Annotated in this window: 6 protein-coding genes; 3 read left to right on the plus strand and 3 right to left on the minus strand. The window is 60.1% G+C overall.

The features are described from left to right. Positions 1–169: 169 nt before the first annotated feature. Positions 170–1,858, minus strand: coding sequence for a glutamate formimidoyltransferase (gene ftcD, locus KJ970_03925; protein ID MBU2690051.1), 1,689 nt, complete (start codon positions 1,856–1,858; stop codon positions 170–172). A gap of 63 nt (positions 1,859–1,921) precedes the next feature. Then, positions 1,922–2,491, minus strand: a complete 570-nt coding sequence (locus tag KJ970_03930; protein MBU2690052.1) for an NUDIX domain-containing protein — start codon at positions 2,489–2,491, stop codon at positions 1,922–1,924. 99 nt (positions 2,492–2,590) lie between these two features. On the opposite strand from KJ970_03930, the gene KJ970_03935 reads away from it, so the two are divergent. Then, positions 2,591–8,035 carry a hypothetical protein gene (locus KJ970_03935; GenBank protein MBU2690053.1) on the plus strand — a complete coding sequence of 1,815 codons (5,445 nt, stop codon included), beginning with the start codon at positions 2,591–2,593 and terminating at the stop codon, positions 8,033–8,035. 99 nt (positions 8,036–8,134) lie between these two features. Beyond that, positions 8,135–9,805, plus strand: coding sequence for a glycoside hydrolase (locus KJ970_03940; GenBank protein ID MBU2690054.1), 1,671 nt, complete (start codon positions 8,135–8,137; stop codon positions 9,803–9,805). Here the strand turns inward: KJ970_03940 and KJ970_03945 are convergent. Further along, a complete protein-coding gene (locus KJ970_03945) occupies positions 9,798–10,427 on the minus strand; it encodes an HAD family hydrolase (protein MBU2690055.1) in 630 nt (209 codons plus the stop codon). The genes KJ970_03940 and KJ970_03945 overlap by 8 nt on opposite strands. Positions 10,428–10,641: 214 nt before the next feature. Between KJ970_03945 and KJ970_03950 the strand changes: the two genes are divergently transcribed. Further along, positions 10,642–12,984, plus strand: coding sequence for a SpoIIE family protein phosphatase (locus KJ970_03950; protein MBU2690056.1), 2,343 nt, complete (start codon positions 10,642–10,644; stop codon positions 12,982–12,984). Positions 12,985–12,995 lie beyond the last annotated feature (11 nt).

Genomic DNA, 12,995 nt, shown 5'->3' on the forward strand with positions numbered 1-12,995 from the left:
AGGGATACCTGTCATCTATGTATTAAAATATCGCATACTCTAAATAAGATGTCAACATGTAAAATCTATTTTTTTGTATCTTTTTAAGAAAAAGAGGATCGGCGGCGTAACCGCTTGTAAATCAAACCGTTACGCCGCCGTCATTTTTTATTTTTTCTGCGGCGCCGCGCTAATTCTCTAAATTATTCGCGAGTTTATCGCTGATCCCCTTCCAGATCCGCTGGGACTGCGCCAAGGCCGCCGACAGGACGGCTTGTGCTTGATCGAGGATTTTTCGGCGCTCCGCGGCATTGGTCAGACCTGGAAGATTGATCAGGACATTCTGATAGGCTCCTTCCGCCGCTGTCCGCGCCGCCGAAGCAGCGACACCGGCATCACTGAGAGAATTCACGTTGCCAGAATCGGCCACAGCATCCGCCACCTCGAGAACCTCCAGGCTCCTCTTCAGGACGGACAGGGGGACATCGATCGCCAGGCGGGTCGCCGCCTGCATCGCCTCCTCACGCGCCGCGACCTGTTCATCCGTCTTCTTGGGAAGCCGCGCCGCCGCCATGAGCTGGTTAAAAGCATCGGTGTCCCGGTCAACATCGAGCAGAAAGGCGTCTTTCAGTCCTTGGGCCCGGTCGGCGACAGCCTCCAGGGCGACCTGCGCCTGCTCGTATCCCTTCTTGCCGCGCGTCAGGCTGGCGACCATGCAACTCAGCCCGCCCGATAGGGCCCCTGATAGGGCGGCGACGCTGCCGCCGCCCGGCGCCGGGGCGTCGGATGAAACGGTGTCGAGAAAATCCCTCACGGTCATTTTGATAAGGCTCGGTGTCTTCTTCCGCAGTTTGTACTCGATGATCTTTTCATCGGGATCAAAAGGCGACAGATCGGCGAGACCCATCGACTTGATGGCGATATGTACAATCTCCCGCTCCGGCACACCCTCCCACAAACCCTGCTTCCTGATATAGTGCCTGCCGGCCGCGATCATCGACTCGAGGGGAATCAAACCGACAATCTCACTCCCCGTCACGCGCAGGCCGAGGGCCTCCGCCTGCCGGACAACCTCGTCGAAAGCGACATGCGGCTGGGTGATACTTGTATTAATCAGGTTGATGGAAACCTGCGCCTGGCCGTACTCATCGATATACCAGCCCACCGCCCGGGCCGCCTTCAGCGTACCCGGCTGCCGCACCACCTCGCCATTCTCATCGCGGACAAACTTGCCATCTTCGCCCCTGAGACTCCGCCCGCCTTCGCGGATATTCAAAGCAATCTCGTGCGCCAGCTTCTTGTCGCGGGTGTTGAGATTCACATTATAGGCGACCAAAAACTGACGGGCCCCGATGGCGGTGACGCCTGATTTTTTGTTAAATGCCGCCGGACCGTAATCGGGCTTGAACCCGGGATCCTTGTGCTTTTCCGGCAGCGCCTCGTACTCACCCTGCCGGATATCAGCCAGCGATTGCCGATCCGGGCGCGTGGCGGCGTGCTCGTAAAGATAGACGGGGATCCCAAGCTCACGGCCGACCCGCTCGCCGAGACGCTTGGCCAGTTCGACACACTCGTCCATCGTCATTCCTGAAACAGGGACAAAGGGGCAAACATCGGTCGCGCCGAAACGCGGGTGAGCCCCTGCATGCCGGGACATGTCAATGAGTTCCGCCGCTTTTTTGATCGCCTTAAAAGCCGCTTCCAGAACCCCCTCAGGGGCCCCGGCCATCGTCACGACGGTGCGGTTGGTATCGGCGCCGGGATCGACATCGAGGAGCTCCGCCCCATCTGTTCCCGAAATTTCCGCCGTGATCGCATTGATGACGCCCTTATCCCGCCCCTCGCTGAAGTTCGGAACACATTCGACAATTTTCTGCATAATTCATCCTCCCCCCTCATCACATCAACTCTCTCCCCGTGCCGGGGACCGAGGGGCATCGTATCACAACTCTTCCGGCGGGATCGATCCCAACCGCTCCAAGACAACCTTATCCGTCGGAAAGGCCAGCGGCGGCGGATCGGTCACCGGGTACAGGGCCAAGCGATCGACATCATCTCCCGCCTGCGCTCGCCCGCCGGTGACGCTGCAGAGAAACCAGGTTCCCACCGTGGGTTGATCCGGATTGTGAAAATTGCTCTGGACGGCATAAACCTCCCGCGGCGCGATGATCAGACCCGTCTCCTCCTCCATTTCGCGGATGAGCGCCGATCGAATCTCCTCGTCGGCTTCAACATAACCGCACGGTATGCACCATCCCTCCGGCGGAATCGTGCGGCGGGCCAGAAGAATGAGGGGCGTCCGGCCGGGTGGGGCAAGGCCGGCCCCGCCACCGATCAGGGGTTCATGCCAGCGAATCGCATGATCGCCGGGAACGAGAACGATCCCGGCCACACCGGCGACGGGATTTTCATAGCGGACATACCCGCATCGATGGCACACGGGACGCTCCCGGCCCCCTCGAAACTCCGGTTTCAAGGGGGTCGCGCAAAGTGGGCAAAAGCGGTATTTCATCGATCCCTCCTGTGGCATCATAGTGGGCGAAGCCTCCCCGGTAAAACCCCTGGAATCCGGGGAGCGGGATTTGTGAGATCCCCTTTTGTGGAGGGTGGAATGAGGCGTCGCCGTGGGATGGATCGCATGACGCACTTCGGCTTCATTGGAATCCTGTCCGCCGGAATCCTCTTCCTTCTGACGGATGGGTGCCTCGCCGCGCCCGCGGTGGGGGCGGGCCGGACGCCCGGCCGCCTCGATCTCGTTCTTTCTCCGAGCGCAGGGCCCTCAACCGCAACCCTGCCTTCCCACACCTCCGCACCCGCCGGCGAGATCCGCTGGATTCTATTGCCCGGCGCGGCCCGGGTGCGGGAGATTGAGCCGTCTTATGTTAAACTCCTACGAACAGGATTTCTCCGCGGCTATCATCTCGCACAGATAATGTTCAAACCAAATCATCATCCGCTCGATTCCGGCCGATTGTTTCCGCCCGGCGAACTCCACATCACCCTTTACCTTGATCCGCTCTCTCCTTCGGAAGAGGCGGCCGTCTTCAAGCCGTTGCGATCATCCGATACTGAAGGGGTGCGATCTCCGGAAGCGCGATGGATCCTCAAGACGGTTCTCAATCCCGAAGACCTGCAAACGTTTTACGGGGGGGCGGCGATTCCGGCCGAGGCGCTCCTGGATGCCGCGGCTGATACGCTGTTTCAGACACCGTCTTATACAAAGAATCAGGTCGCATCGACACCCTACGGCGGTTTCAATCCCACGCGCTGGCCCTCGCTGCAAGGCCCCGCGATCGCCCAGGTCATCCTGACCGACGATCAAACCATCTCCGGGAACTCCGCCGGACCGATGACCGCCGTCTTCGCCGCGTACGCTCTTTGGAAAACCGAGCAGGGCCTGCCGACCGTCGTGGAGCGCGTCAGCGCGATCCGGCGCCGCTATGATGGTTTTGATACGGCGGAAAAGATAAAGAACTACCTGTATGACGCGGTGAAATACTGGGGGGTGAGATGGGTTCTGCTGGGCGGCGATATCGACATCGTGCCCACGCGCCGGCTCGACGGCCAGAGCGACCGGGAACACGACCGGCCCGATCCTCCGGCCGACATCTACTATGTGCGGTATCATGAGGATTGGAACCTCGATGATGACGCTTTCATTTGGGACGGCGCCGGCGATCTGGGGCCCTTGTCGCCGCAATTTGATCAGGCCTGGATCGGACGCCTGCCCTGCCGCAGCGCGGCCGAGGCCCAGGTCATGGTGGATAAGATCCGGGCCTATCGCCGCGACCGCGGCCTGGATCCCGGTCCCGGCTATTACACATCCGTCCTGCTGGCGACGGGACCGGTGAATGATATGAATCCCCGCGATGACGGTTGCGGCTATCCGCATACCGAGAGGGTCCTAAAACCATTTCGCGCGGCGGGCTGGTCCGACACACTGCGTCTTTATGCGATGCCCGACCTGCATATGGAGATGTGCGATGGGATCCCGCATCCCTGTTATACCGAACTCATCTCTTATTTGGAGCCGCTGCATCCGACACCCTGGACCGGATCGGCGCTGCGCGACCGTCTCAATGACGGATTTCACATTGTTTGGCATCTTGAACATTCTCTCCGTTCTTTTCTTGGAAATCCCACGGTCGCCGGCCTTCCCCCGCCCCCGCTGGGATGCAACCACTCCGACACCTGGCGGTCGCGTTGCCGGTCGCATCTGAGCGGACAATGGTCCGGCATCCGGGATCTGTCGAAGGAGCTCGTTTATGAGCTTCAGAACGGGGCGGGCGCACCCCGTTATTCGATCGTCTTCAGCGCCGGGAGTTTCGTCAACGAGTACGATCTCGACGCCGTGAGCGAAGCTTTTCTTAGATCGCCCGATGGCGGGGCGGTCGCCTTCATCGGCAAGACCCTCTCGCTCGGCGGGTTCGGAAGCGATATCGCCGAAAGGCTCTTTGATAAAGTCGCGACCGGTGATCTCCCGAACCTCGGCGCGGCCCTTTCCCTGTCGATCGTTGAGGCTTATGAGGGGGGCGCCGACGCGGTTGAAAAATCCTTCGAATACACCCTTCTTGGAGATCCGGAAATGCCGGTTTGGCCCGGCGAACCGAAGCGGCTCGAGATCGAGATCGATCCCCCCGGCCTCTCATCTTTGGGTCCTCGCTCCATTTCCATTCAGCTCCGCGACGGCGTCGGCGGTGGTTTTGTACAAGATGCCGCCGTCTGCCTGAAACAGGGGGCCGCGTCCTACGGCATCGAGACGGCCGGGCTTGACGGCACCGCCCGCTTCCCGGGTTTCCCGGTCCTCACATCCGATCCCGTTCTCATCACCGTTACCGCTCCGGGGTATCTCACCGTGCGGGAGAGCCTTGCGGTCGAATCAACCCTGCCCTATCTCACTTATGACCATCACATCCTTTCCGACGCCCCGCCCGGCGGCGATGGAGACGGCCTTCCGGAGGCGGGCGAAAACATCCGGCTGCATGTGACCGCTCTGAATACGGGAGTCGGTCCGGCGTCCCATCCGCAGCCGATGCTCTGGGCATCGCCCCCGATCGATGTGGATCTCTCGATCGACGATATGGCGGATCGGGAATCGATCCTCATCGGCGCCGGCGGCGCCCATCCGGCGAAAAGCCGCTTCTCCCTTCCGGACGCCGGGCACGGGTATCGCAGTGAGGGAGCGCCCCCCACACCGGAAGGCTCAAACGTCCGGCTCTGGCGGGATCCCGAGGATGGTTCCTACATGCTGTCGACCCACTCACAAGAGGGGTCGCCCGAACCGCTTTTCACCGGAACGCTCTTCACCGGAGGCGGCTTCACCGCTGTCGGCACATCGATGGAAACCTGGGAGGATCAGATTGTCTGGAGCGGCGATTCAATTCAATTCCAATTCCGCGGCGACGCAACGGATGACGCTATCATTTTCCGGGCCGATGCGTCGGATTGGTTGTCACTGCGGGGGCCGCATCGTGGCAGCTTGGCGCCGGAACGGGATGTGGATCCGGGCGACACGCTTCAGGCGACCTGGTCGTTGGCGCTCGCGCCATCGGCGCCCGATGAGATCACGATGCCTTTCACCCTCCGTCTCGACTATGGAGAAAATCTCCGATCTTTCTCGGATTTTTCGACGGTCTGGAGCGCCCCCGTACTCGATTTGATCACTTCAAAGCGAACATGGCGATCAGCCGACGCCGATGTGATCCTGAAATTGTTTCCGATCTTTCGGAACAGGGGCCACGCCGCGCCGGACACCTTGCACATTACCCTTCGCAGGCTCAGTGGCCCGGGGGAAGTGGTGGACAGCACGGCGGACGCCGCGGGCATCCCTCCCGGCGGCTTTGGAACCACCTCCACCCCGCTCCTTCTCTCGGCCGCGACCATAGAAGAGGTTCTGGAGACAACCTTTACCCTGGAAGTAGAAGCCGGTCTCATGGAGGGCTCGACAATACAGCATTTCGGCCCCTGCGGCGGCGCCGCCGATTCACTCCAAGCGCCGAAAGACTTGCAGATCGAGTCCGCCGGCCGATCCCTGGTGCTTCGATGGAGTCCGGTCGAGGGCGCGGTCCGCTATCTGATCGAAGCCGTCCCTCCCGATGATAACCCCTTTCTGATCGGGTTCGCCGATTCCACCAGCCGCTACGAAGTTTCTTCAATGAACGGCATGGCGATCGAAACCTACGACGAAGGTCTTCTTGCACAATACCGATTTCAGATCCGGGCCTGTGACGGCTGCGTTTCCGGCCCCCCGGCCGTGACGGAGCCCGATCACCCCTGGTATCCCGCCGCTCCCGGCTGGCCGCGCCGGGTGCCCGGCATCCTCTCGACGGCGCCGACCGTTCTGCCGCCGCCCTATTTCGGCGATCGCGGTGTCGTCTTTGCGGCCGGCCGGAAGATTTATGCCTGGTTCTCCGACGGCGCGCCCCTGCGGTCGGGCGAGGAATATGCCGACGGTCTCTTCTTCGATCCCGGATTACCCGACGATCCCGATCGGATCTTCACGGAGGCGCTGGCCCTTTTCCCCTTCGACTACCGGGAAGATCTCCTCTCGCCGCCGGTGCCGAGCTGGGGCTTGGCCGGAAATGTCCGCCAGAACGCCCTCTATGTCCTGCGTCTCGTGCCGGAGGAGGATGGTGAACATTGGCGGCCCGAATTGTATTGGACCGCGCCCGTCTCCTCTATCCTCAGCGCGCCGCTGGTCTGGCGTTTCCATCGAGAGGATCTTCCACAAATCCTGCTCCCTTCCGACGGCGCCCTTCTGCATGCCTGGATGGCTGACGGCGAGCCTCTCCTTACACATTTTCCAAGCGGGTCGTACGCCGAAACACCGGACGGATCCACTTATAATTTCCGATCCCTCGCCATCGCCTCAGCGGCCGAACCGGGCGGATTCAATATTATACAATCGACGCGGTCGGGGCATCTGATCTGCTGGCCTGTTCCCCGCGATCGCGATCGATCCACCCTTGCCGATCCCCTATGGGATATTCATCTCGAAGCCTTCGATACCGATATCGCCGATTACTCCCTTTCCTCTCCGGCGGTCGCGGATGTGGACGGCGACTTCATGGAAGAGATCGTCGTGACCAACCAGACCGGCGAACCGGGCGACCCGGGGCGGCCCGGCCGCGTCTGGGTCATCGATCCGCTGACGGGGGAGGTCGAGGCGCGGGGCGAGAATTGGGATTGGTCGTTCCGGTCGGATAATGACAGCTACCCTCCGCCGCGGCCGGCGCTGGCCAATCTCAATCATGACGGCGGATATGAAATGGTGATTGCGGGCCGGGTTGATCGCCGGGGGCGCTATGTTTCTTCCCACCGCGTTCATATCCTCAGCGTCGGAAATTCCGAGATCACCGGATGGAGGTGCACCGATGAGTCCATTCTCCCTTCGAGAAATTCAGGGAATATCAATGCCGGCGTGGTCTGGAGCGAGCCGATTTTGAGCGATTTCGACGGCGACGGCGTGATAGAAATCCTCGCGCCCTCGGCCGGCGGCGCGCTCTTCTCCTGGGAGCCGGGAGAGACCTGCCGCCCGGAATCGGGCTGGCCGATGATCTTTAATGATCTGGTGATGCCCCCCACCATTGAGGATCTGGACGGCGACGGCGATTTGGAGATGGTGATCGCGTGCCGGGACGCGACGCTACAGGTTTTACAATTGCCGGGAAGCATCGCCGCCTCCGCCCGCGGCGGATGGAATCAATATGGGGCTGACATCTTTAATTCGGCCCGTGTCGGCGCGCACTATTCCATGGCCCCACCCCCTCAAGCGGCGTCATGGCCTCTCGGCGCTCTTCATCTCTCGCCGACTCCCTTCCTGCCGCCGCAGCGGATTGAACTGAATCACCCCGGCGGTTCCGTCACGCTCTCGATCTTCGATGTCGCCGGGCGGCGGGTGCGAAACCTCTATCAAGGCGGCCTCGATGCGGGGCTTCATCATTTCAGCTGGGACGGCCGGGATGACGGCGGACGCCGCGTCGGCAGCGGCATTTACTTTTACAAGCTCACTACGGATCACACGGAAACGGTGAAGCGGACATTGTTGCTGCGTTAACCCCTTCAAGAACGCCCCCGATTATGATATCGTTATAATGCCGGTGAGCGGCATCGCGGCCGGCCCCCAAAAAAACCAGCCCCACGAGGAGGCATTATCATGGGCAAACCGAACGGCGTCTTCCGGCTCTTTATCTTCATCTGCTTGATTGTTCTTCCGTTGGCCGTCCAGGCTGATGAGTGGATCAACCAGCGGCTGAATCAGGACAGCACGACGGAGCTTCAGAACGAAGAGCAGATTGCGATCAATCCCGCCAATCCGAACAATATGGTCGCTGTCTGGCGGGATTTCCGGCTGGGATACCGGCGGCTCGGCTGGTCTTATACATTCGACGCCGGCGCTTCATGGACCGAGGGTGGACTTCTAGAGGAATCCCATTATCCTTGGCACAGCGATCCCGGGATCACGACCGATCTCGACGGAAATTTCTATGTGATCATCCTCTCCTACACCAGCACCTCCGAGCCCAACGGCTTCTTCGTTCAAAAATCGACCGACGGCGGCGTCACCTGGGGTCCTTCCATGACGGTGATCGATCAGTACCCCGGCGTTTTCGAAGACAAGGAGTTTATCGCCTGTGACCGGACCGACAGCGCGCACGCGGGAAACCTCTATGTGACCTGGGCCCGCTTTTCCTCAATCACGGAGATCATGTATCGCCGCTCGACCGACTCGGGCCAGACCTGGGGAAACTCCATCCGCGTCGGGGATATCTCCAATGTGCAATTCCCCATACCGGTGGTCGGCCGCTCCGGCGAGGTCTACATCGCGTGGACGAGTTATTACAGCTCCGCCATTCTGCTGGATGTCTCCACCGACGGCGGGGCCACTTTCGGCGCCGACCGCACCGTGGTTAATGTCTATACGCCGTCGACGGAACTGAACGGGGGTGTCGACGCCTATTCGTCACCCCATATGGATGCCGATATCACCGACGGCCCCTACTCCGGGCGCCTCTATCTCTCCTTCATGGACCGGCGCGGCGGCTTCACCGATCGGGACATCTGGGTGATGTTCAGCGACGACATGGGATCGAATTGGAGCACACCGGTTCGCATCAACGATGACACGCCGGGCAACGGCCGGGATCAATTCCTGCCATGGCTCACGGTAGACAATCAGGGCACCGTCACTGTCGTTTTCTTAGACCGGCGGAATGATCCACAAAACCGCAAATATCATTGTTACCTGACGCAATCGACCGACGGCGGCCTCACCTGGGCGGCGAACACCCAGGTCAGCACAGAAGCGAGCGACCCGAATTTCGCTTTCACAGGAAACCTCCCGAACGATACGGCGATCGATCTCGGACAGCCGGTGATCTCACTCTCGCGGGCGGGTCTTCTCGGCGAGTATATCGGCGTGGTCTCCCACAACGGCCGGGCGGTGCCGATCTGGACCGATATCCGCAATCTCCATCAGGACGCCTACGCCGGATTCAATTCAACCGGTGCCGGTGTCGAGTCCCTGGAACCATCCGGCGGGAGGGGCGGGCTGCGCCTCAGCCGGAATCCGGTTCATGCCGGCCAGAGGGTTTTTATACAAGCACCTCTCGGTGATATGCCGGCCGGGCGGACTCCGGCCCTCTTAGACATTCATGGATTGGACGGCAGGCATATCCGCACCCTGACAGGTGATTTTTCCGGCGCCGAAGCGGTCTATCTATGGGACGGCCGCATGGAAAACGGCGACCTGGTGAATTCCGGCCTTTACTTTCTGAATCTTGATTCCCGGAGCCGGGTGGGAGGGCGGATCGTTATCGTTAAATAAGCCGCTCCAAATGCTCCGGCAACTCGAGTAGGGAGGGCAAGGCGCCGTGGACGCCGGCCTCGATATGGATGGGCCGGATCCCTGCGTTTTTCGCTCCCTCTACATCGTCGGCGAGGTTATCCCCCACCATGACGGCCTCGCCGGCGGCCGCCTCCACCGCTCCCAGAGCAATCTCGAATATTTCACGTTCCGGTTTCATGAAGCCGACATCACAGGAATAGACCCGATAATCAACCAGCTCATCCAGACCGAGCCGAAGGATGGGCTCTTTGTATGTCGTTGAGAGATTTGTGACAATCGCGGTCACGTATCCCTTCCCTCGCAGGCCGTCAAGGACGGCCGCCGCGCCGTCGAATAATCTGAACGACGCTTGATGCCGCTTCAGTTCGGTTTCGACTTTGTGCAGAATTTCTTTGGAAACAACGCGGTCAGGATACTGACGGCTCAGCGCCAGCACCCATGCATCAATAGTATCGTAGGGTGTGGTCATAAAATCCCGCCGGGCCTCTTCCAGCTCACGGTCGTCAAGTTGATACGCCCGCAGAAGATCGGAATAGGGTGCGATCTCAAGATCGGTGGTGAGGAGTGTCCCATAGACATCCAACAGAATCGCCTTGATCATTGCACCTCCCGGCGGCCGGACTCCTGATACCCATAGCGCTCGCTGAACCTGGATCAAGTGATACAGTATAAGATCATATCATGGAAGAATCTTCCTTATCGAAACAGATCCTTTCAGCGCCCGTATACTTCCTTTAGACTGCGGAGATCCAGAGGCTTCAGGATCTTGGCTATCCTGGCAATCCCCAGAACGGACCGGCCGGAGAGGGCACGGAATGACCGCTTACCTCTTTCATCTGCTTGGACTTTCCATAGCGCTGGCCTGGTACCGGTATCGGTCACGCCCCAAGTTGTCCGGGCTCCTCATCCTTTGGTGCATCGGGATCATCACCTGCCGTGTCGGCCCAATACTCGTCGGTTTCATCTATGGATCAGCAGAGAGGACGATCGGACCGTTTGCGCTGAATCTCGTCTTGGTAACGGGTTGGGTCGGATCGATCATCCTCCTGCATGTCATCCTTTCGCTCACCCTTTGGAGGCGCCAACAGAACCGGCGCTTCTGGGTCTGGGCGGCGCTCTTCATCGCGGCGCTCCTCATCGCGGGATTCGGCAGAAAACTCTATCCCCTGGTGGTCATCCTTGCCATCCCTTGGCTTTGGGCGCTTCGCTGGCGGGAGGGCCTGGGCGCCCGCGCCCTCACCCTTGTAAGTTTTGTGAGTTTCATCTCGCTGCTCCTGTGCGGCTACAGCATCGGTGTCGACGGCAAAATATTCCCGAGCGACATCGCTCTGTCGATTTTCCAATTCCAGTCATTTGCCTCCACCATGGCCCTGATCTATGCGGCGCTGACCCTTCCTCGAACAGCGAATCGGATTCATTTATCGATCCGGCGCATCCGCAACCGGCTCCTGGTTTCACATTTGCTGGCCGGTGTGGTCCCCGTCGTTCTTGTCGCCCTCTTCCTGCTGCTCTCCGGCGCCCTCTTCCTCTCCACTTATCGCGGCCTCATCGCCACCAAGCTCATCACGCAATCATCCGAAGCGGCGGTTGAACGCCTTTCGGCGACATTGTCCGAGTCGGGAGAGATCGCGTCCCACCCATTCGGTATGGGTGTCAGGAGCCAGATGGTCTTGATACAAGAAGGAGATAATCCCGCCTATTCCCTCGGCAAAACTCCGGCTTTTCCACCCGACTCCCTCCTCGGCATCGACAGTCCCTCCGCGGACACACCTCTGCTTTGGGACGGCCAGGCGCTCTATCTTCGAGCCCGGGTCGATACGGTTTATAATGGACATCCATTTCGCATCGAAGCATTAACAATTGTCGACTCGCTGCATATGGCGCGGGTCAGCGATCTTCTCGGCATACCGGTCAGGATCAGTCCATCCTTGCGCGTCTTGCGCAATGCCGGCGGAGTCACTATCGACTCCAACACAGGTGTGAATACATCCCCCGCCATCGGGCCCGGCCAGCCGGATTGGAAACAGCTTCCCGGCGGCGCCATCATCCATTGCCTTCAGTGGAACAATCATCAGTGGGACCGCACCGCCATCCCTGTTCTATCATCCGCAACACTGGGTGAATCGCTCATGGCGTTGATTTCAGCGGGTGAGAGCAATCCTCTGGCCATCGCCATCTTGATCATTCTTGGGATACTGGCGGTCCTCGTTCTGGGCGCCTCATGGATCACAACCACCATGGTCTATGGGATGGGACGATCGATTGCGCGCTCGGTCCGCAGCCTCACAGAGGCGACACGCGAACTTTCAAAGGGCAACCTTTCACACCGCATTTTTGTGGAAGATCAGGATGAATTATGGAGCGTCGCCTCCTCGTTTAACACGATGGCCCGGGGATTGGAACGCGGGCGGAGCATGGAGCTGGAGCAGCAGCGTTATAATGAAGAATTGAAGCTGGCGTATGATATACAAAAGCGGCTCCTGCCCCGATCCGCCCCTCAATTGGACGGGCTAGAACTGGCCGGATTGAGTCTTTCCGCCCGCGAAATCGGCGGGGACTATTTTGACTACATCGAACTCGACGACGGCCGCCTCGGCGTCGTTGTGGCCGATGTCGCCGGAAAGGGCGTTCCCGCCGCCCTGCTGATGTCGTCCTTCCGCGCTTCTCTGCGCAGCCAGGATCTTTGCCGCCAGGGACCGGCCGAAACGATGGGTCGTCTGAACCGATTTATTTATTCAAGTGTGGATCCCGGCCGGTTTATCACTGTTTTTCTCGCCATCATCGACCCCGCGGCGGGGAACCTGCGCTACGCACAGGCGGGCCACGAACCGCCGATCCTTGTCGACAGCAAAGGATCGATTGAGACCCTCACCACGGCCGGCCTCGTCCTCGGTCTAAAACCGCGGATTGAGTACGAGGAGGCCGGGGTCGACCTGCCGCGAGATTCACTTCTGACGATATTTACCGACGGTGTCACCGAGGCCCAAAGCCCCGATGGCGATTTCTTCGGTGAAATGCGATTGCATCGGTTGCTGCAAAACTGCAACAAAGAGCCCTGCGACGATCTGCTCCGCCGCATCATGGCAGAACTATCGAGCTATTCGGGTCCCTCGACCCAATCCGACGATATCACCGTCGTGCTGGCGCGCCGGACATGAGCTGACGGCCG

The organism is Candidatus Eisenbacteria bacterium (genome assembly GCA_018831195.1).
In the GTDB taxonomy this organism is placed as follows: domain Bacteria; phylum Eisenbacteria; class RBG-16-71-46; order CAIMUX01; family JAHJDP01; genus JAHJDP01.

What these genes read in the sequence shown, in the direction of transcription:
- ftcD (MBU2690051.1), bottom strand. Translation starts at nt 1,858, where the DNA reads ATGCAGAAAATTGTCGAATGTGTTCCGAACTTCAGCGAGGGGCGGGAT.
- KJ970_03930 (MBU2690052.1), bottom strand. Translation starts at nt 2,491, where the DNA reads ATGAAATACCGCTTTTGCCCACTTTGCGCGACCCCCTTGAAACCGGAG.
- KJ970_03950 (MBU2690056.1), top strand. Translation starts at nt 10,642, where the DNA reads ATGACCGCTTACCTCTTTCATCTGCTTGGACTTTCCATAGCGCTGGCC.
- KJ970_03940 (MBU2690054.1), top strand. Translation starts at nt 8,135, where the DNA reads ATGGGCAAACCGAACGGCGTCTTCCGGCTCTTTATCTTCATCTGCTTG.
- KJ970_03945 (MBU2690055.1), bottom strand. Translation starts at nt 10,427, where the DNA reads ATGATCAAGGCGATTCTGTTGGATGTCTATGGGACACTCCTCACCACC.
- KJ970_03935 (MBU2690053.1), top strand. Translation starts at nt 2,591, where the DNA reads ATGAGGCGTCGCCGTGGGATGGATCGCATGACGCACTTCGGCTTCATT.